At 64.0% G+C, this 25,895-nt stretch carries 10 protein-coding genes and 2 pseudogenes; 9 read left to right on the forward strand and 3 right to left on the reverse strand.

Annotated elements, in window-relative coordinates:
* Positions 1–367: 367 nt before the first annotated feature.
* The 6 genes from WS46_RS08415 to WS46_RS08440 all read left to right on the forward strand — a co-directional run bounded on the left by WS46_RS08415 (position 368) and on the right by WS46_RS08440 (position 7,109).
* Complete coding sequence (locus WS46_RS08415) at positions 368–1,324, forward strand: substrate-binding domain-containing protein (protein WP_059690107.1); 957 nt, start codon at positions 368–370, stop codon at positions 1,322–1,324.
* A 63-nt stretch (positions 1,325–1,387) separates the two neighbouring features.
* Positions 1,388–2,938: a sugar ABC transporter ATP-binding protein gene (locus WS46_RS08420; RefSeq protein WP_082725276.1), complete on the forward strand. Its 1,551-nt coding sequence runs from the start codon at positions 1,388–1,390 to the stop codon at positions 2,936–2,938.
* Positions 2,939–2,954: 16 nt separating this feature from the next.
* The gene (locus tag WS46_RS08425; RefSeq protein WP_063892197.1) at positions 2,955–3,956 is read left to right on the forward strand and encodes an ABC transporter permease; all 1,002 of its coding nucleotides are present in this window, start codon (positions 2,955–2,957) and stop codon (positions 3,954–3,956) included.
* 165 nt (positions 3,957–4,121) lie between these two features.
* Entirely contained in the window at positions 4,122–5,060 is a 939-nt protein-coding gene (locus WS46_RS35130; protein ID WP_156443091.1) for a hypothetical protein, read from the forward strand.
* An 18-nt stretch (positions 5,061–5,078) separates the two neighbouring features.
* Positions 5,079–5,783 carry an RraA family protein gene (locus WS46_RS08435; protein WP_059690110.1) on the forward strand — a complete coding sequence of 235 codons (705 nt, stop codon included), beginning with the start codon at positions 5,079–5,081 and terminating at the stop codon, positions 5,781–5,783.
* 219 nt (positions 5,784–6,002) lie between these two features.
* Entirely contained in the window at positions 6,003–7,109 is a 1,107-nt protein-coding gene (locus WS46_RS08440) for a porin (RefSeq protein ID WP_059690111.1), read from the forward strand.
* 355 nt (positions 7,110–7,464) lie between these two features.
* On the opposite strand, the gene WS46_RS33575 is transcribed toward WS46_RS08440, so the two are convergent.
* Entirely contained in the window at positions 7,465–7,638 is a 174-nt protein-coding gene (locus WS46_RS33575; RefSeq protein ID WP_179949134.1) for a hypothetical protein, read from the reverse strand.
* A 1,088-nt stretch (positions 7,639–8,726) separates the two neighbouring features.
* Between WS46_RS33575 and WS46_RS08445 the strand changes: the two genes are divergently transcribed.
* Together WS46_RS08445 and WS46_RS08450 are read left to right on the forward strand one after the other, a co-directional pair.
* Entirely contained in the window at positions 8,727–9,485 is a 759-nt protein-coding gene (locus tag WS46_RS08445; protein ID WP_059690112.1) for a hypothetical protein, read from the forward strand.
* 316 nt (positions 9,486–9,801) lie between these two features.
* On the forward strand, positions 9,802–12,753 hold the full coding sequence (locus WS46_RS08450) for a GH92 family glycosyl hydrolase (protein WP_082725287.1): 2,952 nt from the start codon (positions 9,802–9,804) through the stop codon (positions 12,751–12,753).
* Between the two features lie 56 nt (positions 12,754–12,809).
* On the opposite strand, the pseudogene WS46_RS33580 reads toward WS46_RS08450, so the two are convergent.
* A pseudogene (locus WS46_RS33580) lies at positions 12,810–12,947 on the reverse strand (transposase); the annotation flags it as partial.
* 315 nt (positions 12,948–13,262) lie between these two features.
* Here WS46_RS33580 and WS46_RS36855 point away from each other — a divergent pair.
* Positions 13,263–13,494: pseudogene (locus tag WS46_RS36855) on the forward strand (ISNCY family transposase); the annotation flags it as partial.
* A 49-nt stretch (positions 13,495–13,543) separates the two neighbouring features.
* On the opposite strand, the gene WS46_RS08460 reads toward WS46_RS36855, so the two are convergent.
* Positions 13,544–25,888 carry an LWXIA domain-containing protein gene (locus tag WS46_RS08460; protein ID WP_059690115.1) on the reverse strand — a complete coding sequence of 4,115 codons (12,345 nt, stop codon included), beginning with the start codon at positions 25,886–25,888 and terminating at the stop codon, positions 13,544–13,546.
* Positions 25,889–25,895: the final 7 nt, after the last annotated feature.

Raw genomic sequence — 25,895 nt, forward strand, 5'->3', positions numbered from 1 at the left:
TCCTGAAAGTGGTGTGGTGACGGCAGTCGATGGTGTGACAGGTCATGGTTAACCGCATTGACTCAGTGTGCTCATATAACTAGGATACTAGTGTGTCAGTAAGTTTTGGCTATCGGCTCGATAGCCTTTTCCTTCGCACGGCGGAGCGAACCGCTCCGCCGTGCGTGACACGCAGGGGGAGATGGATCTGCGCGCAACACCGGAGGGGAGCGAAGACGTGAATGCGGCGGCGCGCCGGAATCGAGGCAATGCGAGGCGGTCCGTCATGACGAAACCGTTACGCTTTTCCGACGGGTCGCGCATTGCCGGCTGAGCGGTTCTGAAGCCGATTCCAATTTTTCAATTCGAGACGCAAGTGGAGACAAGCATGCAGCACATCAAGAAAGCACTCGTGGCCGTACTGGCCGTCGTGGGCGTCATGGGCGCGACGTACGCCGAAGCCAAGAAGCCGGTCATCGCGGGAATCGTGTTTCAGCAGGACCAGTATTTCAGGACGGTAGAGGTCGGCATGCGCGATGCCGCAAAGGCGGCGGGTGCGGAACTGCTCGAAGGCAACAGCGATGGCAAGCTCGAGAAGGAGTCGCAGCTGATCGACACCTATATCGCGCGGGGCGTCGACGCGATCGTGATTGCGCCGTTGAGCGCGAAGGGCTCGGTCAACGCGATCGAAAAGGCGCGTGCAAAGGGCATTACCGTGGTGACGTACGGCACGTCGGTCGACGGCAACGTGTCGCAGGCGTCGGTGACGAGCAGCGATCGCGACCTCGGCATCAGCACGGGTAAGGCGGCTGTCGAGTACCTGAAGACGCACGCGAGCGCCGGCAAGGTGAAGCTCGCGGTTGTCGCGTTCAAGTCCCAGGTTCCCGAACAAAGCGACGCGCGCGTGAACGGGTTTCTCGATCAGGTGCGTTCCCGCGTCGATGTTGTCGCGCAGCAGGACGCTTGGCTCGCTGAAAAGGCCGTGGCGGTCGTGGGTGACATCATCACGGCCAACCCCGATCTTCAGATGATCTTTGCCGCAAACGAAGGCGGCACCGTCGGCGCGGTTCAGGCGGTGAAGAATGCCGGAAAACTCGGCAAGATCGCCGTATTTGGCATCGATGGCACGGAGCAGACGGCCAAGGCGATCCTCAACGGCGATGCTGTCCTGCAGGCTGTCACGGCACAGCAGCCGTATCTGGTCGGCAAGCAGGCCATCGATGCATCCGTCGGCTTGATCGCCAAGAAGCAGGTGCCCGCAAGCGTCATCGTTCCGAGCCTGCTGCTGTCCCGGACCGACCCGGCGGCCGTGAAGGCATTCCTCACCGAAGTGAAGAAGTACTGACTCGCCAACCGATGTATGTGAAGGGCTGACCGGGAACACCGGTCGGCTCGCGGAGAATCATTGATGTTGCAAGGCAGCAGCACGTGCGGATTCGAAGGCAATCCGCGGCGCAACGTAGCGCAGCACCCGATCGCGTTGTCATTGCGGGGCCTGACGAAGCGGTACGGGTCGATCCTGGCACTCGACAATTTCAGCCATGACTTCGCGGCAGGTCAGGTCCACGCATTCATTGGCAAGAACGGGTCGGGCAAGAGTACCTTCATCAAGGTGCTGGCCGGCGCCATTCAGCCGACCGAGGGGGAGATCGTCGTGGCGGGCCGGTCGGTCTCGTTCGACGGACCGCAAGACGCATTGCGTGATGGCATCGCCACCGTATATCAGGAACTGAGCCTGATTCCCGACTTGAGCGTTGCCGAGAATATCTATCTCGGACGCTTGCCGACGAAAGGGCGCCGCGGCAGGGTCGACTGGCCGGCCACGTTTGCCCAGGCGCGCCGTTTGCTGGAATCGATGGGGCTCGAGATCGATCCGGAGACGCCGGTGCGTCATCTCAGTGTCGGGCAGCAGCAAGTCGTGGAGATCGTGAAGGCGATGTCCAACGAGCCCGCGATCCTCCTCCTGGACGAACCGACGTCCGCGCTGGCGACGAGCGAAGTCGAGCATCTGTTTCAACTGATCCGGTGTTTGCGCGAGCGCGGTGTGACGATGATCTACATTTCGCACCGGCTGGCGGAGCTCGAAATGATCGCGGACACCGTGACGGTTATCCGGGACAGCCGATACATCGGCAGCAGATCGATCGCCGAGGCCGGCACGAAGGTCGTGCTCGACATGATGTTTGGCGAGACCGAATTCGCGCGGCGCGAGGCCCCGACTTGCACTGGCAAGGAACCGATTCTGACCGTCGAGCACCTGTGTCTTCCGCCCAAGATTCACGACGTGAGCTTCACGCTGTATCGGGGAGAGGTGTTGGGCATTGCCGGAATGCTGGGCTCGGGCCGAACGGAAATCCTGCGCGCGATCTACGGCCTTGTTCCGCTCAAGGGCGGGACCATCGAATTCGATGGCGAGCACGTGACGAATCCGGCTCCGGACAGGATGAAGGCGCTGGGCGTCGGATATACGTCGGAGAACCGGAAGGAAGACGGCCTCGTGCAGATCGCGAGCGTGCGCGACAACCTGTGTCTGGCTGCGCTGTCGCGTATCGCAAGGCGCGGGCGGATCAACCGCTCGATGGAGCAACCCTACATCGACGCGAACATCCGCGACCTGCATATCAAGGTACCTGATCCGGATCGCCCCGTATCGTCGCTGTCGGGAGGAAATCAACAGAAGGTCGTGATCGGAAACTGGCTCAATACGAAGCCGAAGGTGCTGTTGCTCGACGAGCCGTCGCGCGGCATCGACGTGGCGGCAAAGCAGCAGATTTTCCAGATCGTCTGGGCCCAGGCGGCAAACGGTATTTCGTCGATCGTCGTCTCGACCGAACTGGAGGAACTGCTCGAAGTCTGCGACCGGATTCTCGTATTGCGCGACGGACGGATTCAGACGGAACTGCAGCCGAACAAGATTGATGCGAAAGATCTGTATGCGGAATGCATGCAGAAAGAATGATATCGAGGAGAGGGACATGCATGCTGATGGAATGGCAATGAGCACGACGGGGTTGCGAGGAAGCGTGGTCGACTGGTTGAAGCATCATCCAATGGAGTCGATCCTGGTTGTTCTCTACATTGCGCTGATCTCGTTCGCGCCGAATTTTTTCACGCTTGAGAATCAGTTGAACGTGCTTCGAAATGCGACGCTGCAGGGCAGTATCGCGTTCGGCATGACGATGGTGATCGTTTCAGGAGAAATTGACCTCAGCGTCGGGTCCGGCGCCGCATTCGCCGGCTGTGTCGTCGCGCTGGTGGTCCGGCAGTTTTCCGAAGCCGTCGGGGACGTGGCGGCTGTGCTCGCCGGATGCGTACTCGCCATTCTTGCACTTGCCGCGACGGCGTTGCTGTCAGGGATCCTGCGGCAGTACACGCGCGTGCCGACATTCATTACGTCGCTTGCGCTGCTGACCGGCTTGTTCGGCGCGGCGAACCTGCTGACAGGCGGGTTTCCGATCACGCCGTTCCCGGACTGGTATGGATTTCTCGGCAGCGGTTACCTGTTTGGCATTCCCTTTCCGGTCTATATCTTTGCCGTCGTCTTTCTCGCATCACATTTTCTGATGAAGCATACGACGCTCGGTCGTGCGATCTATGCGGTCGGCGGGAACGCCGAGGCGGCTCGTCTGTCAGGTATCCGGATCTGGCAAGTGAAGACGACGGCACTGGTGATCACGTCGGCGTTGACCGCACTGAGCGGCATCCTGGTTTCTTCGCAGACGATGGCGGGCAACGCATCGGCGGCGCGCGGGTGGGAACTGGACGTGATTTCCGCGGTGATCATCGGCGGAACCAGTTTGTTCGGCGGTCGCGGTCAGATTTGGGGAACCCTGATCGGCGTGCTGTTCCTGGGCATCATCATCAACGGCATGACGTTGATGAACGTCAGCGAATACTGGCAATACGTCGTGCGCGCCTTGCTGATTCTGGGTGCGGTGCTACTCAACTCGATCATGGAGAAGAGCCGTGAGAGCTGAGCGGGCAGGCGAGGAAGTCCGGTGCCCGAGCCTGCTGAACGTGTGCCGGGCGACGCACCCGGGGCGTACGTGGTGCGGTGACGAATGTCGTCGGGCGGCACGAGCGTGAGCGGCTGGACATTCGAATGGTCCCACGGGCGCGGAAGCGTGCAGGAATTGGGCGGGATGCTTGGCCCCGTGCACTTTCGCATGCCGGATGACCGGATGGTGCAACCGTTTGCGATCTTTCCGTGGGCGAACGAGAAGGCGCCGCCAGGCGAGGCGCCGCTGACGGGGTTGATGGCGAGCAGTTGTGGAGAATGGCCATGCGTTCCGTTCGGGATAACGAACGGAAATTCCGCATGGCGCCCGCCCATTCACGGCGAGTCGTCGCATGGAAACTGGAAGCGTATCGACGATGGTCGGAATCCCGCGCGCCTGTCGCTTCGTTTCTCCTGCGGGCCGGCGGGGCCGGTCGAAGCCCTCGAGCGCGAGATAGAAGGGGTGTGGGGGGAGGCGGCGATCCGATGCCGGTTGACCGTACATGTGCGGCGTCCATGCCTGTTGCCGATCGGGTTGCATCCGACATTGCGGGTACCACTTGCGCGACGCGGCATGACGCTGACCCCGGGGCACTTCGGGTTCGGCATGAATTATCCGCTGGAAGTTGAACCGGGTGAGGACGTGCTCGAGTCGGGTGCGTTCTTCTCGGATCTGTCCAGTGTTCCGGCACGCAATGGCAATGCAATCGATCTGACTGCGTACCCATTGAGTGAAACGACGGAGTCGCTCGTTCAGTTGTGTGGCGTCGACGGTCGAATGGATTTGACGAATCACGAGGAGGAGTATCACGTGAGTGTCACGTGGCCATCGTCGCTGTTGCCGTCGTGCGTCTTGTGGATCAGCAATGGCGGCAGGCGTGCGTGGCCATGGAGCGGCCGGCATTTTGCACTGGGTGTCGAGCCGGTGTGTTCCGCTTTCGATCTGGGTGTGGCTGCCAGCAACGGGCTCAACCCGATTGCCGAACGTGGCATTTCCACGACGATGGCGTTGCATCCGGATGCGGCGACCACGATCGAATATCGGATAAGCGTCGCCGACGCCGCGTCGACGGTTCGAATCTGAAAACAGGAGACATACAGAATGGAACAGAAGCAGACGCCGGTCGCCCGCTGGGAGAATGATCGCGAGCTATTCGGCGTGATGCGCACGAAGCTCTTTTCGGCAGTTGTCGGCGACGTGCTCGACAAACTCGGGTATGAGCATCAGTTTCTTCCGCAACAGATCAAGCCGATCGACGATTCGATGGTGATCGCGGGTCGCGCGATGCCGGTTTTGGAAGCCGATTATTTCGCCGACGCCGGACACAATGCGCTGTCCCGGAAAACGTTCGGGATGCTGTTCGAAGCGATCGACGACTTGCGTGACGACGAGATCTACGTGGCGACCGGCGCATCCTTGCGGTACGCATTGTGGGGTGGGTTGACTTCCACGCGCGCGACGAAACTGTGCGCGGCAGGTGCGATTCTCGACGGATTCCATCGCGATACTCAGGAAATTCTCGGTCGCGGTTTCCCGACGTTCAGCCGCGGAAGCTATGCGCAGGACCAGGCGCCTCGCGGCAAGGTGGTCGACTGGCGCGTGCCGATCGAAATTGGTGGAGTTCGCATCTACCCGGGCGACATTATGTTCGGCGATCGAGACGGTGTGCTGGTGGTGCCGCGTATCGTCGAGCGACAGACCATTGAATTGGCGCTCGAGAAGGTGGATGCGGAAAGCATGGTGCGTCTCGCGATCGAGGCGGGAATGAGCACTGTCGAGGCCTACGAGCGATACGGAGTAATGTAAGCGGCACGATTCATGGCACCCGTTCGTCAATCTGAGAAGTTCTTCGTATTCTTGTGAAAATTAGGATTGCATAGTTAATCGTATGTCGTATGAGGATTGGCGCGTGTAGATGAGGAGGTGACGTCGAGCAATGAAGAATGGATGTAGTGCAATCTATTCAGATGCGTTTTATGTAAATTAATTAGGTAAACTAATATAAATGTGGTGAGGAGATATTTGATGAAAAAGGCACTTTTTGCGGTATCAGTCCTGTCGTTCGCCATAGCGGCGCAGGCGCAGAGCTCGGTTACGCTGTACGGCCGCATTGATACCGGGCTCGAATACGTCAGCGGCCTGCCGAACACGAGCTATACGGGATCGACGTCGCGCTGGCGGGCCGAGAGCGGAAATTGGGGCGGTAGCCTCTGGGGCATGAAGGGGGCGGAGGATATCGGAGGGGGGACCAAGGTCCTGTTTCAGCTGGAGGGGGCGTTCAACACGATGAATGGCCGAGCGGCCGGCAACCTGATGTTCTTCGACGTAGGTACGGTCGGTTTCTCGAACGACCGGTTCGGCACGTTGCTGCTCGGCCGGGAAGCGTTCATTTCGAACGGGCTGTGGGATTTCGATCCGTTCGGGCAGACGGCATGGTCGTCTGCGTCGCTGGTGCGAGGCCGGAACTGGCAGAAGTCCAGCAACAACATTTCCTATCAGTCTCCGAAGTTTGCTGGTTTCGACGTGTATGGTCAGTATTCGCTTTCCAATGCGTCGAGCTGGAACGGCAACAATACGACCGCGCAGGGGCGTCAGGCCGGCTTGCAGATCACATATACGGCACCGGTGTTCCAGCTGCGCGGCATTTACGACGAGATTCGCGATCCGAAGAACGGTCTGCTTGACGATCCGTTTTCGCACTCGCGCGAGTACTTTGCGGGCCTGAACGTATTCCTTGGTCCGGTGACGGTGCGTGCGGCCTATCAGGCGAACCGTACGTCGGGGGGGGCAGTCGCAGGCAATGGGCCGACTTCGCTGGATCTCGAATGGGCGGGGCTGAACTGGTACGTGACGCCGGAGGCGCAACTGATCGCTGCGGCGTATCACGTCAACGCAAACAAGGGTGCGGGCAACGCGACCATCTATTCGATCGGCGGGACGTACAACCTGTCGAAGCGGACCTTGCTCGATCTGCAGATCGCTACGGTGCGGAACAGCGCCAAAGCGAATTTCGGTCTCGATCCGAATGCCGCCGGTGCGGGCGGCGTCGGTGCAGATGGGGCGTATAACGAGAATCCGCTCCCTGGGCATAGCCAGACGGGCGCGTACGTCGGCATCCAGCACTACTTCTAACGACGGAACGCACGGTTCACAACGGACTCCGCTTTCCACGCAGCGAGAGAGGCGTGTTCGGGTACGGCAGCGTACGCCGTGCCCGTTTTTTTCGTGCGCATCCATCTCGGCTACCTGATAAGACATGCCGCCCCTTGAATTGGGTTGATGTTGAAGTGCTTCAAAACTGCTAATCATGCCCATAGATTTGACTAATGTAATAATCCCTCCGGCTGCATCCAATAAGAGGGGCGGCCGGGAATCGTGAATATGGGAAGCTTCGCATATTCATGATTATGCTCAGTACCGAATTATGCGCGGCGGCGACCAGAACGCATTGAGTGACGGACATCATGGGCCGCCGCGGTGAGCATAATCACAGGCTCTCGAGGGGCGCCATCACCTTGTCGGTCGCACGAAACTGCGGAGCGGTCTGCCCCGCCGGCTGAAGCCGATTCAGCGCCTTCTCCTTCAGGGCGAGATCGGCTTCCATGTAAATGTGCGTTGTGTCGAGATGCTCATGGCCGAGCCAAAGCGCGATCACGCGCATGCCAACACTCGACTGCGTCGCTGGCTCGACGATTCAGTGCAAGCACAACCGGTGCCGAATTGTGCAGAGTTTCCTTAGGCAGGGCAGTGACAATCCCAAAGATGATTTATCTGATAATTTTCGTGGCCAAAGACATCTTTTCTGCGTGTGTCGTCGCGCGACCGTTCTCCATGATTTAAATGGTCTGAATAAATAGAGCGGATTATGCTTGCATTTTTAAAAATACAAATTCAATACGCTTTGTTTAGTGAGCTAAACGCAAAACTAGGGAGACAACTGATTGCTGACAAACGCCCAGGTCGGTAATATTTCGTAACACCAAGTGAAGGAACAACATTGTCAAAGAGGCGGAACTCGGTGCGGAACAATGCCAATTTGATTGCGGCCTCAGTCAGCCACGCTGAACGCGTGGTTGCGGTGATGTTGCAACTGACGGTACGCGAAAAGCGCTGCGCCGAATGGTGCTATGTTGAGCAACACGTTGTTTAAGAAAGTTATGAGTGTTGGCACGTTCACCTTCAGCCTGAGCGATGCGCCTACGACGTGGAGTCATCTGATTGTGACCTCCAGTTATTAAAAGCCAGACAGAACGTATTTTTCGAAGTTGTATATCAATCGGACAGATGCGGCCGCTTAATTTGAGTATTTGACCGGCCTCCCTTGCTTCCCCTTAACTCGATCCGGGGGGCATTGCTGTGGCGGATGTCTGATTTTCTGACACCCGTTTTTTTCATGCGCTTGAGTATGTGATACAGACTGGCAAATGCGCACGGAACCAGGAGGATATTCCTTTGACATGGATTCGCCGTAATCCGTTGGAGCATCGGACGGTTCTCGTCGAGTTTTGCCTTTGTAGCTGGCAGTGGAGCTGTCCTCCTTGTCCCACCTGGGACACAGTGCCCCGAGCCGCGCAGATTCCGGTGCTTTGGACGCTTGGTTTTTCTTGTAGGTGGTTTGTACAGAACCAGTTTTTCGGATGAAACAATTGATGTGCGGCTGGTGAATGGGAATCGTCATCTTTCCGATGACGCATTCATGCGAACGCTGGCATATGCGAACTCAGTTTCCAGTCATCGAGATCTGACCCAATGACGGCTATTACGACTACTGAAGCGGTCCTCCATCTGTCCGCAGGCCAGCATGCAGTCGCGCAGCAGAAAATTTCTGATATCTTTTACGCGATCGGCACGGTCTTTACCCTCATTAAGGAAGGGCGCGACATTCAGCTTGAACTCGCGACCAACTGCGTCAAGGTGGCCGAGTTCAATCTCGCTGGTCTGTGCAGAGCGATCGGCGTCGAAACGCTCAGTTCGAGTGAGCGTGCACAGCACCGCGAAGACCTTCGTGCAGCCAACACGCGCATTCGTGATCTGGAGACGCAGCTTGGCGATACTGTGTCCCCTGAGGCAACTCAAAACTCCATCAAGAACATCGCGCAGCACCTCAAAAGCTGGTGGAGCCGCGACGGGTTCGGCTACGTGTACGACCTCGAATTCGGTGCATACGGTGTCTGTCACGGCAAGTTCTCGTTTCGGCTCAATGGCGATCTCTCGATCCTCGACTCGGATACGCCAGTCTCCGACAAACATGACAATGCGGCACGGATAGATAGTTTGCGCGAGCGCGGTTTCGATATCGTCCGGGATGGCCGGGAATGGGCGATTGCCGACAGTGATGCCAGTCGCGCTGCACTGATCGATCTTTTCGCGAAGAACATTCCGTCGGCGAAGGTTTTCAGGATCGAGAATGTAAGCCGCTGGCATGCAAATGGCTTCGTCTTGAGGGCCGCCGAAGTCTCTATTTATAAGATCGCCGAAATCCACGAGCTCCCGATTCCTGATGGATGAAGGTCGTCACTATGACCATCGGAAATCTTCTCCGGTCTTTTGTGGCCCGGGCGGTTATTTTATTTCGCTGAGAACCTGGTCAAATGTATGGTGGTTTGTCGATCCCCCAGGTTTTTGTCGATTTCATGGTGCAAAGGTCTGATTTATTGCCTTGTTGTTAATCGGTTGCAAGATAAAATAGAAATATTGCAAATAAATTGATTCGGCTGGTCGGTGATTTTTATTTTAACAATCCGCTGGCACAATTCTTCTATATGAATTTCATGAAATTTAATTATACGTACTGCTGATAATCAAATACGAGATGGAGACATTCATGAGACAAATCGTGAGGCTGGCGGCCGTTGTCGTGACGGTGAGCGTGCTAGCAGGGTGTGGCGGTGACGAAAACGGGACGCCGGTGCTGAGTGGCGGCACTGCGGTGGGCGGGCAGCCCGTAGTGGGAACCGGAGGAGGAGGCGGCGGCGGGGGAACGAACGCGACGACGGGCGGAAGCCCGTCGAGTGGCGCGACACCTGCGCTGCTGAAACTCACTCAATACGTGAATCCGCTGATCGGCACGCTAGCGAGCAACTCGCCGAATCCGGTGCCGGCCGGCCAGGCGGGCAGCGTAGTGCCGGCAGCGGGGCTGCCGTCAGGGATGGTGCAATGGGCGCCGGACACGAACACGACGCCAGCGCCCGCGAGCAGCGCCGAGCCGGGCTCCCCGGCCGGCTATTACTACGATCTCAAGTCGATCCATGGCTTTAGCGTCACGCATATGAGCGGTGCGGGTTGTGGCGGAAACAACGGTGAATTCCCGATAATGCCGACCACCGACACGAGCGAGCTTGCGCCGACATTCAATCATGCGAACGAAACGGCGCGGGCCGGTTATTACTCGGTGCTGCTCGATACCCAGATCAAAGTCGAGCTGACTGCCACGCTGCGCAGCGGGTTCGGCCGCTTCACATACCCGGACGGCAAGCCTGCGTATCTCGTGATCGACACGACGCATACCAACACCAGGACCTCGACCAACGGCACCGTTACGAAGGTCGCGCCCGACGCGATTTCCGGCCGCACCGTTGGCGGGTACTTGTGCGGCAAGACCGCGCCGGTGCCGGTGTACTTCTATGCGAAGTTCGACCGGCCATTCGCGACATCGTCGACGCTGTCGAATGGCATCGCGAAGCTGGGCTTCGATTCGGGCGCAACGGTCCGGATGAAGATCGGCGTCTCGTACGTGAGTGTCGATAACGCGAAGTCCAACCTCGATGCAGAGAATCCGAACTGGGATTTCGACGCGGTCAAGAACGCGGCTGACATCGCCTGGAACACCCGCCTCAATGCGATTCAGGTGACGGGCGGCGACACCGATGCGATGACCAAGTTCTACACTGCGTTCTATCACGCCCTTTGGGCACCGAGCCTGTTCAGCGACGTCAATGGCCAGTACATCGGGCTCGACCAGAAGGTGCACACTGTTGCGAAGGGCCAGGGTGCGCAGTATTCGACCTTCTCGGGATGGGATATCTACCGCTCGCTGATACAGTTGAAAGCGGTGCTGTTCCCGCAGGAGACGAGTGACATGATCCAGTCTCTGGTCAACGACGCCGACCAGTGCGGTGCGATTCCGCGCTGGGTCAACGACAACGTCGAGACCGGCGTGATGTTGGGCGACGCGGGTGCGCTGATGGTGTCGAGCGCGTATGCTTTTGGCGCGCGCAACTTCGACACGCAGGGCGCACTCGCGCACATGATCAAGATGGCGAACATCCCGGGCACCGCGTGCAACAAGGTGGCAACCAACGCCGGTGGCTCAAGCTACGCGAATTCGGGCTACCTCACGAACCTCGCGAAGGGCGAGAAGGGCGATGGGAGGTTGGCGTCGACGACGCTTGAGTACACCAGCGGCGATTTCGCGACCGCGCAGTTTGCCGGCGCACTCGGCGACACGACGACCCAGCGGATTCTACTGAGCCGCTCGGCATACTGGCAGAACCTGCTCAATACGTCGCTCAATCCGCCGCTGATTGCCGCGCGCAAGGCTAACGGCGACTGGATCAACGAGATGCAGAGCAGCACCGACCACTACATGGAGGGCAATGCTGAGCAGTACACGTGGATGGTGCCGTACAACCCGGGCGGTCTGATGGCGCTGCTCGGCACGCCGCAGACGGTCGTAACGCGCCTCGACCAGTTCTTCACTGTGCTGAACGCGGGGATGAGCTTACCGAACTTCTACATGGGTAACGAGCCGACCTTCGCGGTGCCGTGGCTGTACAACTGGACCGGCCGGCCGGCCGGCACCCAGCGCGTGGTTCAACAGATCATGAACACGGCGTTCAGCACGAAGCCCGATGGCCTGCCCGGCAACGACGATAACGGCGCGGTGTCTGGTTGGTACGTGTGGGCTGCGCTCGGGCTGTATCCGGAGATTCCGGGCGTTGGCGGCTTCGCGATCAGCAGCCCGCAGTTCCAGTCGATCAAGGTGAAGCTCGGCAGTGGCAAGACACTGACAATCAACGCGCCCGGCGCACCGGCGTCAAATTACGTGCAGAGCTTGACCATCGACGGCCGCAACCAGACTAGTACTTGGGTGCCGTACGACACGCTCGCGAACGGCGCGACGCTGAATTTCTCGATGGGCGGCGCGGAGTCGCAGTGGGGTGGGAGCGATTTGCCGCCGTCGTATGGCGTACCGGTCGCGACGACGCCCGCCGACAGCTTCAACAACCGCGGTTTCAGCGCGGATGGCGCGACCAATACCGACGGCAAGGGCGCGGACTTCGACGGCAGCTTGTATAGCTATTCGTCGAATGCGCTGGCGGCGGCTGGCGTGAAAGCCGGCGTGCCGTTCGGGTACGACGGCGCGAGCTTCGTGCTCGCGGGCGGTGCGTCGGCGCTCGACAATACCGTGACGGTTGGTCAGACCGTAATGTTGCCACCGGGGCCAGCGGGCCGTAGCCTGATCGTACTGGGGGCGGCGAACAACGGGCCGAGTGCGGGCGTCGCCCAGGTGAATTTCACGGACGGCACGAGTCAGTCGGTGACGCTCGCATTCGATGACTGGGCGTTAAACGGCGGAAAGGCCAGCGCGAATTCCGCGATTGCACTGACCATGGCATATCGCAACACGGGCGGCGGGCAGAAGGAAAATGTGACGACCTACATCTTCGCGCAGAAGATTGCGGTACCGGTTGGCAAGCGCGTGGCAAGTGTGACGTTACCGCGTCTTGTCAATGCAGGGAAGATGCACGTTTTCGGGATCGCGATGGGGAACTGAGCGCAAGGAAAGGCCGCGCCGTCCGGAAGGGGCGCGTGGCTTTTTTGGGGGGGGCATCTCGGGACTACGGGGAATTCGGCGCGGATCTTGAGGAAGAAGTACCCCTCGTCGCGGTACCCGTAGGCCCTGCGCTTGATGACCTTGATCGTGTTGTTGATGCCTTCAACGATGCTGGTATTGAGCGGATGACGACAGCTTGACCCTGTCTCGTTTCCACGTACCGCCAGTCATGCGGCGATCATGAGGCTAGCCCTAGAATAATGTCCAGTAAAGGAAAAGCGATGCCAGCACGAGGAGACCTGATATGGCAAGCACGGTATGCTCAACAGAAGTGCAGTCGATCACCAAAAATTAGGAATCCGGAATACATTTGACATAAGCTAAATTATCACCATTTCGGATTGTAGTGGCTAAGTTGTAATGTCCGCTTCTAGCCAAGTTCAAATTGTAAGCTTGCCGGCTCCCCGTCAGATCATGGAGCTGGCGATGTACCGAACAGCTCTGGTGACATTGAACATGCAAGAACTCGACCGTCTGAAGGTCTGACGGTCCGGCAGATCGAGCGACTGGATTTGGAGTTGGCCCAACGTGCGCTGTCGATCATCCGCGATCGCTACGCCGATTTCGGACCGACATTGGCTTGCGAGAAGCTGGGAAGCCCACGACATCCGGCTCGCCAATGAAACGGTCAGGAATCTGATGACGGAGGCTGGCTTGTGGCTCCCACGTCGACAGCGACCGCATATGCGCCGTGCGACGGCAAGACACCACCCGCGTTCCACCCGCCCCTTCACCCGACAATCACCCGCTGCCCCGGATTGATCTCCCCCGGATTGCTCGCCAGGTTCCGGTTGAGCTGCAGGATCTCGTTCAACGCGACATTGATCCGCTGACCGTCCGACATCCGCTGCTGTTCGTCGGCCGGTATGCGAGCGGCCGCAAGCAACGATCCTTCGTGAGTTTCCGCAATGGTCCACAACGAATCGCCGGCGACGACGTTCACCGTCAGCGGTGTTGGCGTCGGGCTCGGCGAACCCGTCGACGGCTGCGCCGGTGAGGACGGCGTCCCAGACGGCTGCGCATTCGGCGTCGATGACGCGGACGGACTCGGCTGAGCCGCCGGCGCCGTCGTCGCCCCGGGCGTCGGTGAGATCGAGGCCCCGGGCGTCGGCGTCGTGCTGCTGGAACCCGAAGGCGTCGGCGACGGCGACGGACCGGAACCGGGATGCTTGTTCTTGTCGTCCGATCCCGTCAACACCGAGATCACGCCGTACCCCTGCATGATCCCGAAGATCGCCACCGGGAACAGCGCGATGCCGGTCGGCAAGCGCGCGAGCCACGGCGTGGCATTCGGGAATTGCGTATGCAGACGCCCGGCGCCCAGCAACGCGCCGGACATTGCACCGAGCATGCCGGTCATCCCCTCGCCGAACGTATGCGCGGCCATTGCGCCGTGGATACCGCTTGCCAGACCGACGGCCGATGTCACGTAGTCGCCGGTCGCGCTCGCGATCCGCGCCAGCTGACTGCGATTCTCCGCATTCACGCCGCGCGAACCACCCTTGTAGACGATGCCGGTAGAGATGGCGCTGATGATCCCGCCCAAGGCCTGCCCGCCGGCCAGCCCGTCGCCATGGAGGAACTTGGCGCCGTTGATCGTGATCGAGCCTCCGTACCCTCCCAGGGCGAGCAGCCGCCCGACCCGGCCAACCGAGTGCCGCGGGCTGCCATGGTGCAGCAGTTTCAGCGACGTCCCGCCGACCACGCCCTGCATCTGCGCGAGCATGTCGGCAGCGATCGCCTGCGTGTGCGTCGCGGTTTCGTCGAACGACAGCGTCCCGTCCTCGTTGAGCGCGCGCAGCTGCGCGGCGGCGGCCTTGCCTTCGTGTGCAATCTGTTCGAGCTGCGTGCCGCGCGCGGCGGCGTCGAACCCGTTCGCCTTGAGTTGCTTCTGCAGCCCGCGCACGAGGCGGTCGACGGCCCGATCGAACGCGCGCGGATCGCCGTTCTTCAGGCTGGCGACCGCGCCGTGATGCAGCGCCTGGAACACGCGACCGACCCGCAGGCCGGCGTACAGCGAATTCGTCGCGGTGCCCACGAATTCGTTGCCCGTCGCGACGAGCGCACCCGCGGCGGTCCCGCCGGTCAGCGTGGCCGTGGTCATTTCGCCGGCAATCCGCCGTCGCGACGGCGGGCGTCGGGTCGTGCCGATCGGCTCGTCGTGCACGCGCAGTGCGTGCAGCTCCGCCTGCGCGCGCTCCGCGTCGGGAATCTCGACCTTGGCGAGCTGTGCGGTCTCCCGCCGGCTTGTACCGATCGGCTTGGTGCCATCGTTGATCAGCGCGGGATCGCGCACGACCGCGCGCCAGTGTTCGGCCGGGTCCGCGGCGGATGGCTGTGCGCGCGTGGTCACGCGGTCGGGCACGCTGTCGCCGTATTGCTTCAGCCAGCGTGCGGCGAACGTGCGTGCGCCCTTCTCCGTCTTGTTGCCGGGCCCGTTGCCGTCGCCCTTCCAGTGTTCGGTCGCATGCTCGATCGTCGCCTTGCGCGCCTGGTTCAGCCACACGGTCGTGTTGCCTTCGTAGAGCTTCTTGCGCAGCGCGGCTACTTCGGCGGGCGTCATCCCTTGCGCGGCACCGATCCGCTCGACCTCCGCGAACAGCAGCTGATGCTGGTTCGCCAGCGTCTGCCGGTCGACGCGCTCGAACACGCGCGTGAGCGCATCGGCACCGTGCAGGCGATCGATGATTTCCGGTCGCGCGCGGTTCTCGACGATCAGTTTCGCGAGCGCGCCGGTCAGGTCCTGGTTGCCGATGAAGTCGGCGCCGTGCGTGCCGAGCGACAGCCCGACGTGGACCCATTCGAGCCCCTCGCGCTCGAGCACGGCGCGCAACAGCTTCTCGTGCCCAGCGCCCGGCACCGATTCGGGCACCGCGTCCCAGCCGTGGAACGTGACCATCACGTTGGGCGCCGTGGTGTCGGGATGGTCGTTCGACCACTTCTCGAGCGCCGTCATGACGCGCACGTAGTCGTGATATGCGTCGTTGGTGCCCGACTGGTAGCGGTAGTCGGTGCCGGACACGAGCGCGCGCGACGGCGCCGTTTCGAGTCGGATCGCGAAGCCGGTGCGCGCCGCCTCGTCGAGCCAGCGATTCAGATGTGCGAGATGATCGAGCGCGAGCGCCGTCCCGTCCGTGCCGGGCGCCGGATGAATCATCCCGTTCTCGCCGTCGAACACGGCGTGCTTCTGGTCGCCGAGCGCCTTCACCGCGCGCAGGAAATCCGGATCGTGCGCCTTGCCGAGCACGGCCGCGAGCAGATGCGGATCGACCACGAGCGTGACGACCGGCGTCACACCGCCGTATTGCTCGACGATCTTGCGCATCAGCGCCGGATCGTCGCTCAGCGACAGCGAACGTGCCATCGGCACCATGCGGTCCTGCAACGCTTCGCTCGAGCGCGTGAAGAAATAACGGATCCGCTGATCGGCGACGGTGGCCGCGCCCAAGCGCCGGGTGCGCGCGCGCAGCTTGCCCGGCACCGGCAGGAAGCGCGACGCCGATGTCGACACGTCGCGCCCGACATACAGCTTGTTGAGCAGCGTGCGCCACATGCCCGGATCGACCATCACGGCCTGCGGCTCGCCCTTCAGCACGAGATTCACGTTGCCGGCGCGCTGCGCCTGCTTGTTGTAGGCCTCGATCTGGTCGTGCGTCGCGAAATAGTGCTCGGTCTTCGCGGCACCGTTGCGCAGGTTGAACGCGACGACGGTCGACGACGACAGCCCGGGCTGGTACGGCTCGATCGACAGCGGCGCGGGTGCGGTGCCGCTGCGCCGCAAGCGCTGCAAGTCGTTCAGCACCTCGTTGTAACCGTGCCGCGTCCGGGCCGCGAGCGCCCTGAACGGCGCCGAATGCTGGCCACGCGCTTCCGCGTCGGTCAACTGCTCGCGCAGCGCCTTCGCGCGCGCCTCGAGCGCCGCGACACGCGTCGGCCGCGCACTCCGCATGAACGCGCGCGGCGGCAGTTGCGTGAGCAGGAAATGCACGTCCGTGCCGAACCGGTCGTTGCCGATCGGCATTTCGTCGAGCGGCACGCCCTGATGATTCGGGTTGTTGGCGTGCCGGACCGCGTCGAACCACCGCATCTCGCCGTTGCGCGCGGCGATCACGCCGACCGGATCGTCGAGCGCCTCGGCCACGGCGCCGTCCGTTCTGAACACGTAGATCACGTGCTGGTTGCCGTCGACCGCACCGTTCCGGATCGCGGTCAGCAGGTGCGGCACGCTGTTGCCGCTGAAATCGACCGCGTTGAGCGCGGATGTGCTCGACGGCAGCAAATGCGGATCGACCGGCGGCCGCGTTGCCGTGTTGCCTTCACCCCCCTGCTCCGCCTGCGTGAGCGGCCGGCGAAGCGGCACCTTCGACTGGAAAAGATCGCCGAGCGAACGGTGCGGCGGTTTCTCTGCCGCGGTGGCTTCCTTCGCCGGCCGGAAGCCGCCGATTCGATCGACGGTTTCCGGCTTGACGTCGCTGACGACGAACCGGATGCCGCGTCGCGGTGAGCGCAGGACCGGAATGCCGCCCCTGCGCCGTCGCCGGAACACCGTGCGCAGATCCTGCTCGGGAATCTCGGTATCGCCGAGCGGCGCCTTCTCGTAGTACTTCCATTCGTGGTTCGTGTTGCGCTCCGCGTAGCCGAGCACCTTGCCCGTCTCGTCCTCGACCACGTGAATCCAGCGCTGCTCTCCCTCGACGGCACGCACGGCCTGACGCGGCCGCTTGAAACCCGGTGCGTCGTGCAGTTTCGCCACGGCCGCGGCGAGCGCGGTGTCGACCGGATGCCCCGACGCGGTCACGGACCACGACGACTTGCCGTCCCGCGTCTCGATCTTCGACGCGCCGCCGAACTGCATCAGCTCGTCGTGCGCGACCGGCGACACGAAGAAATCGAACTGACGGCGCGCCGTGCGCCCGCTGCTGCCGGTCTTCACGAGCGCCTTGCGCAGCGCGCGCGGCACGCGCTTGCCGTCCAGCATCCGCACGGGGCCGAGCGCGCCGTGCTCGTCCGTCTCGAGCACCGCGACGAACGCCGGCGCCGCGTGTTCGGCGTCGGCGGCGGGCGCGTCTGTGTGCGCGGTGATTAGCACGTGCGCGTTCGGGCCGAGCTGGCGCCCCAACCCGTCGAGCGTCGGCGCGCGCCGGCCGTCGACGCGCGTGAGCGTGCGCCGGCCGAGGCTGTCGAGCCACGTCGCGGCAACGGCCTGCGGATCGCTCGCTTCGGCCACCGCGGCGCCCTCCGGCACGGCCGGCGGGTTCGCATGACCGGATACGGCGGCAGGCGCTGCCGCGCCGGACGATTCGCCCGCCGTACCCGCAAGGCGACCGGCCGCCGGCCCCGCGTGGCCGATCGTCGGCCAGGTCGGGCGGCCGTCGGTCGCCCCGACCGCACGCATGCCGCCGGCGTGGACGGCCGTATAGCCTTCCGGCAAGCCCGAGCGATCGATGCCGACGAGCCGGTACGACACGTCGCCGGTCGCCGCGTCGCGGGTGCGCACGACGTACATGTCGACGCCGGCCGGCTTGACCAGTTCGCCGCCATCGGGCGTGGTGATGCGCAGCGCGCGAGCCGGATCGTGGCCGAGCGCCGACAGCAGCACCACGTCGGTCGGTGCCGCGCCCTCGACCGCGGCGAGGTTCGCGGACGCGCTGGCCGCGACGCGCTCCTGCGGCGTCAGGTTGCCCTGTGCGAATGCGGTGCCGTCCGGCAACGCGTCGGTTTGCACGTAGGCGTGGTTCCGTGGGCCGGTATGCGCGGCATCGATTGCCTGCCCGAGATCGCCGTGCGCGACCGTCGGCGCGCCTTCCGGCAACGCGAGCCGGGCATCGGCCGCCGAACGGGCCGGCGCGTGCGTGGCGGCGGTAGCCGGTGCATCGGGCACCGTGCCGCTGAACCGGAACCAGCCGTCCTCGGGATCGAGCGCGCCGAAATCGGTGCCGCTGCCGAGTTCGATGCTGCCGTCGTGCGTCACGAATTCCACGCGCAGGTGGGTCAGCCCGGCCGCGTCGAACGCCTGCATCACCCCGTCGATCACGCGGGTCGGCTCGGGGCCGTCGAGGAAGTAGCTCGGCCAGCGCTGGCTCACCGTGCCGCCGGGTTGCGTCACGCGCGCCGCGTCGCCGATCACGCCGGGCCGGTCGGCCAGCGCGGTGCGGAACGGATGATCGAGCGTGACCGATTCGAACGTGTCGTCCGGAATCGCGGTGAAATCGTAGTCGGGATCGGCAAACGTCGGATCGGCCACGCGCGGCACCGTCGGGCGTGGCGGCGGATCGCCGAGCGGGCGCGACGCGGTACGGGCGGTCGTCGCGGCCGGCTCCGCGTCGCGGCCCGCGGGGAGCGCCGGCCGGCCCGCGCGTGCCGGATCGCCGCGGAAGCTTTGCATCGGCAGCCGATCCTTGTCGACCTGGCCGGTCAGTCGCGTGCCGCGTACCGTGGTCGAACCGTCGGGCTCGACGAGCAGGATGTCCGGCGGCGCCCAGACCGATGTCGGCCGTCCGGTCAGCTCGGACAGGCGCTGCGCGAGCGCCGCCGCGAAGGTCGTGCTGGCCGCCCGTACTTGCCCGGGCGCGATGCGCAACGGATCATGCTTGTTCGATCCGCCGAAGCACGAATACAGCGTGACGTCCTGCCCCGGTTCGAGATGCGGCGCCACGCGCTCGGCCACCTCGTCCGGCGTGAGCGGACGGCCTTCCGGGCCCAGCATCGCGTCCGCCGATATCCCGTGGCCGAACACGACGTGATGGCCGGGCGGCGACATCAGCCCGCGCGCGCCGATCGGATGGAGCGGATCGTCGGGCGGCATCAGCAGCGTATCGGCCGGACGCAGGAACTCGGGGTGTTGCGTCGCGTCGACGCCGGTCACGTCGTCGAACCCGGGCTGCAGCACCGACTGACCATGAACCGTCGTCGTGATGACGCCGTCGTTGGCGATCCGGCGGTCCGTATAGACGCGGCTGGTCTTCGGATAGATTTTCTGCGTTTTCCCCGACAGGCCGTCGTCGGCCTCGGCTTCGGCGACCTGCTCGACGCGCGCGGCCCATTCGTCCGCCGTGAAGATCTGCCCCGGCCCGACTTCGACGAGCGGAGTCGTCTCGTAGACGGGCGGTTCGCCGGGTTCCGCATCCGGAGCGAGCCGCGGATGCGCGGGCCCGCCCGGCGACACGCCCTGGCGTCCGCCATCGCCTTGCGGACCGCCGACGCCGCGGCGGCCGCTGTCCGAGTCCGGATCGATCTGCGCGTCGATCGGCCGCACGGGCTCGACCGGTGCATCGCCATGCGCGGCCGTGCGCGCCGCCGGTTCGCCGCGCTGGGCGAATACCATCGGCGGATCGCTCGCGTCGGGCGCCTCGGGCAGATGCAGATAGAGCCGCGTCGCGACGTCGGGATCGTTTGCCGGCAGGATGATCTTGTCGTCGATCGGATGCAGTTCCAGCGCGCCGGTGCCGCGCACGGAGTTGGACGTGATCGATGCGATCACGGGCACCTGCAGTTCGTACGCGAGCTCCTGCGCGAACGAATAGCCGCCGGCGCCGAGATAGCAGCCCGTCAGCAGCACGCCGTTGCCTTCCGTATAGGCCGGGTCGTCGAGCAGCTTGCGCGCGAATTGCCGCGGCGAAATCGTCTTGCCGCCTTCCGTGACGGCGGCCGCGCTGTCCAGGGTCACGTCGCGCGGCGCCGTGCCGTGCGACTCGGCGATGTCGAACCCCGACACCTTCAGGAACTGGCGTGCGGTCGCGTGGCCGAGCAGGTTCACGACGTTGGAACCCGGCACGGGCCGCAGTTCCAGAGGATTGATCCGGACCGGCTGCGCGCCGCCCGGCGAGAACTTCCCGTTCACGTCGGGCTCGATCTCGAAGCGCGCAAGCCGGCGGCCCGGATTGGGGAGCGCCCGCAGCCATCCGGCCGCGTCGTCGTCGCCCAGCCGGCCGAATACCGGCGCCTGGATCAGATCCGCGAATTCCTGCAGCAACTCGGGATTGGCGCCGCTGCGCGGCCCCTCCAGCGCGATCGGCGTGCCCGGCGTATAGCCTTTCCACGCCAGCTCTTCCAGCGCATGCGTCATCTCGAGCGCGCTGGCCGACCGGCCGCTGCGCGGATTGATGATCGAACCGCGCTTCGTCAACAGGCGCCACACGTACACGCCGATCGGCACGCGCGCATCGCCCGTGGTGGCGCTGCCGCCCCACTGGTTCGATACCGGCCGCGGCGCGACGCTGCTCCAGTTGACCGGATGCGCCCCCTGGTCGATGACCGCCAGCGCCGGCGAGAACCGGTACGTACGCGGTTCGCCGCTGACCGAATGGTCCGGCACGCCGGCCTGATCGGGCGCGCCGGGCTCGATCAGGATACCGCCCGTATAACCGGAGTCGGGGCTGCCGTCGGCCCGATAGCGCGGCGAACGCCATGCGACGAAACCGCTTGCGCCGTACACGTCCACGCCCAGCACGTTCGCGAGCAATTGCGCGAGCGGACTCACGCGCGTGCCGGCGCCGCACGCATAAAGAATGACCGGCGACTTGCCGTCCCAGCCGCTCTGGCGAATCAGCGCGGCCATGTCTTCGGCGCTCATCGCCTTGCCGGTCGCGCTCGCGAAGGCGTCGGCCCATGCATGCGCGTACACGGCGAAGTAGCCGGGCGGCACCGGCATCAACGGCCGCTCGCCCGCCGGCAGCCGGTTCTCGGGCTGGCTCGGGTTGTCCGAATAGATCGCGAGATCGGCTTCGCGGCGCGGATACGCGGCCCACTGCGTTTCGCGCATGCCGAATGGCGCGTTGATCACGTCGACGCGTCGGCCGCCCTCGTAGCGAATCAACGGCTTCTGCGGATCGAAGCCGCGCGGGTACACGACACGCAGCGTGCGGTCGTACGCATCGTTCATCGACAGCATGAACGCATCGCCGGCGTCGGTCAGCCCGACGTGGCCGACCACCGCTTCGGGCGGCACCGAGCCGTCCGCGGCGAGCGCCCCGTGATCGACCAGCGCGATCCGGTAGCGGCCGCCCGCCACGCCGTCGGCGCCGACCATCAGCGCGTCGTGATACGTCGTGTAGCGCGTCACGCCGATCGTGCCGCCTTCGTCGGGCGCAACCGCCGCCCGCGCCTTTGCATCGTCGGCCGCGTTCGCGCGCCGCTGGTCCGCCCGCGCCGCGCTCAGGTCGTCGACGATGTTGCCCTTTTCGGTCGCGGGCAGCCCGTGTTCCTCGGGGTTGCGTACGTTGCCTTCCGGGTCTTCCAGCGCGTACACGTAGTACTCGACGTCCTCGAGCCGGTTGCCGCTCTCGATGATTCCACCGACCACCTCGCTCAGCATCGCCGGATCGGCCGCCACATGCGCGGGGATCTCCCAGGACGGCGGATGCGCGCCGTTTGCCGGCATGCCGGCCCTGGCCGTCGACGCGGCGTCGCCAGCCAGCGCATCGGCGACGGCCGGCGTCGCTTCGCCGTCGGGCGCGAGCCGCGGTACGATCGCGGCGTCGTCCGGCGTGCCCTGCATGCGGTGCGCGCGAAACCACGACGCGATGCGCGCCCGCAGCCCCTTGTCGGCCGGCGCGACCGCGCCGCCGTCGTCGATCGGTTCGCCGAAGCTGTTCGCCTGCTCCTCCGCGTGCTGCCACGGATTGCCAATCTCGCCGACCGCGAGACGCTGGTTCGCCAGCCCGTTGCCGTACAACGTATCGACGACGTTGATCGCGACCGGCCGCGACATCGTCGTCGGCGCGGGCGTCTTCGTGATCGCTCGAATCGGCCGCTCCATCAGCGTGTGCGAGCCGAGCCCCATCTGCGCGATGCCGATGCCGAGGTTGAGCAATTGCTGCGCGCGATCGGAATCGGACATCGCGTCCCAGTTCTTGACCAGCGACACGCCCTGGTCCGCCATCTGGTAGCCGCCGATCACGCCGCCCGTGACATTGAATACGCCGGCGGTCTTGCCCGTCGTCTGCGCGAGCGACTGGAACGCGTCGGCTTCCTGCGTGAAACGGCCGAGGCCTGCCACGTCGGCCGCGGCGCCGTCGCCGCGCGATGCGACCGTCAGCAGGTCGGAGACCCGCCCCGTCGTGCGCAACAGCGACGATGCCTCCGCGAGCGACTTCGCCGCCACGCCGAGCCCGCCGCCGGCGATGCCCGCGCCGCTGCCGATCAGGCTGATCCAGTCGCCGCGCGCCTGTTCGTTGCCGAAGCCGATCGACTGGCCGTGATCGCTCAGGTTCTTCAGGTCGCCGATCGCGGCAGGCACGCCGACGGCCATGCCCGCGCCGACGGCCGTCCACGCGGCGCCGAGCATCAGGCCGCCGACCGGCGCCCCGATGCCGCTCGCGACCAGCACGACGCCGCCGGCCGCGGCAAGAATGCCGGCGCCCATTTCGAGGATGTGTTCGGCGTGCTGGTACCACTCCGTCTTGTGCGCGTCGATCGGCTGGTATTGCGAGAAACCGCCGGACGCCGGACCGTTCGTCAGGCTTTTCGGCACGTACAGCTTGCCGTCGTCGGACAGCGCATTGTTGTGCTGATAGTCGTCGACGGAGTCGTACTTCCAGCCGCGATCGTCGATCAGCTTGTACTGGTCCGGATGCCCCTCCACCTGCACCTTGAACAGCGCGCTCGGCGCGGTGCCGGTCCCCTTCGACACGTAGTAGATCGGCACGAGCGACACGACCGCGTGGTCGCCGCCGACCTTGCGGATCTGATCGACGACGGTCTGGATCATCTGCGTCGCGGCCGAATTCCTCGCGTACAGCGACTGACTGTTAACCGCCGTGCCGCTCGGCAACTGCCCGTTGCCGACGATCAGTTGCTCGAGCATCGCCATCGACGGCACGTCGTTCCGGTCGGTCGGCGTCACGCCCGGGTCGTCCGGCTGAATCCCGAGCCCGGCGCCGACGAAGTTCGTCATCTGATTGGAGCCGGTGGTGAACGTATAGGACTTGTCGTCGAAGTGCTTCTGGAAGTCGTCGAAATACGCCTTCAACTGCTTGTCCGGATCGGCCTGGAACAGCTTGTAGCTGGCGTTGGCGGTGTCCTTGTTCTGCTTGTCCTGGGCATTCTTGGTGCCCTGGTCGTAACGCAGCTGGAAGTCGTTCGCGAAGCCCGAACGGAACCGGTCGTCGTTCTGCATCTTCGACAGCAGCGCCTTCGACAACGTCGGGTCGACGCCCGACGACAGCGCCTGCCGCACGCCGTCGAACCCGTAGCCGGCGTCGCCGCCGCGCAACGTATAGATCATCGTCTTCGCGTTGCCGTTGGCGTCGAGCAGCCAGCTCGCGACGTCGTCCTCGCGATGCACGGGCGCGCCGCTCGCGGTCGGCTGCTGATCGGCGAGCCCGACCGCCGTGCTGAGGCCCTTGTAGAACTCGATGCCGTCGCCGTAAGGCTGCGGCCTGCCCGTGTTCGACTGCGTCCACTTGTTGCCGAAATCCTTCTCGACGGTATCGAGCACGACGCCCGCGAATTCGGGCGGCGCATTGGCGAGGATGTCCTGCATCCACTTGCCGGCCTTGTCGGCATTCATCCGGCCGTCGACACGTGCCTGCATGCTGGCCTGGTCCGTCGCTTGCGAATCGGGCTTCTGCATCAGCGGATCGATCTGCGAATGGATGAAGTTCGCGTTGAAATGCGGCTGGCCCGCCTGCGTCCACAGCGTCTGGCGTTCGTCCAGCGAGAACGACGCGTTCATGTTGGTCTTCAGCACCTGAAGCGCCGCGCCCGGATTGCTGCCCGGATTCTCCATCAGCCGCGCGACCTGCTGCTTCGTGTACTGCAGCCGCACCTCGGGCGCCGCCGCAAGCAGCGTCTGAATCTTCTGATAACCGGGGTTGTTCTTGTCCGCCTGCGCCTTCGCCATCGCATAGGCAAACACACCGCCCGCCTGGTTGATCTGCGCGTTCAGTGCGTTGGCGTCGGCGTCGCTCAGGCCGTCCGTGCCGACCTTGATACCCGTCAGCTTGACGAACGCCTCGGCGAGCGGATTCTGCTGGGCGAGGAGCTTCTCCTGCGACGACAGCTTCGGATCGTTCGGGTCGACGGTCACACCCGTGTCCTGCATCAGCGCGAACGTGACCGGGTCGGACTGCGCGAGCTGTTTCATCTGCGGCGACAGCGACGGATCGTCGGGATTGATCGTCGCGATCGTGCGCTTGAGCTGGCTCTCCTCGCCCAGCGCGTCGACGAGGCCGGTGTACCACATGCCGTCGTGATTCTGCTTCACCGACGCGACGACCTGCTTCTGCTCGTCGGCCGTCACGTAGGTGAGCGCGGTGTCGTCGCCGCCCGTCACGACCTTGTCGTACTGGCTCTGCGCCTGCGACAACGCCTGCGTGATGTCGGCCTCGTCGGCGCGGCGCAATCCGCCGGGCTCCTTCTGCCACGCCGCATAGTCGGCCTTCGCGTCGTTCAGGCGCAGCGTCGCGGCCGACGTGCTGTATTCGTGGCGCAACGCGGAGGTGAGCGCCGTGTAGGCGTCGTTGGCGTTCGTGTCGGCCGTGGTGGCCGCCTGGCGCAATTGCGCGCCGGCGTCGGGATCGGCGCGCCGGATGCCGCCCGGCAACGCGTTGTAGCGCTGCACGTCGGCGTTCGCGTCCTGATCCTTCTGCATCGCCACCGCGAACTGGAACGCCTTCACGTTGGTCGCCCGCTCGGGCACGGATTCGGCCGACACCGCCTTTTGCGCATCGTCGAGCACCGAGCCGAGCACCGGATCGTTCGGCGACGCATTGCGCAGATCCGAGGCCACGCCCGCGATCGCCTTGTTCGTGTCGCCGCCGCCGTCGGCCGCGACGCGCATCTGGTTCTCGACGGCCGCCTGCACCGAGCCCCATGCGGCTTCGGCCTTCTTCACCTGGTTGTCGAGATCGGCTTGCGACGCGCCCTGGTCGTGCAGACGCTTGAGCGCCGCCATTTCGGCCTGCGCGAGCTGCAGCAGGCGCTGCGTCTCGGCCTGCGCGGCCGCGAGGGCCTGCTGTTCCGCCGTCTGGGCCGGCGGAGCGCTGCCGGCCCCGTTCGTCGGTGCCGGATCGTCGTCATTCTGCGGCTGCGGCACGTTCACCGGTCCGCCCCCGCCCACAGCCATCAACACCATATCCGTT

Source organism: Burkholderia sp. RF4-BP95 (genome assembly GCF_001521985.1).
GTDB classification, from domain to species: domain Bacteria; phylum Pseudomonadota; class Gammaproteobacteria; order Burkholderiales; family Burkholderiaceae; genus Burkholderia; species Burkholderia diffusa.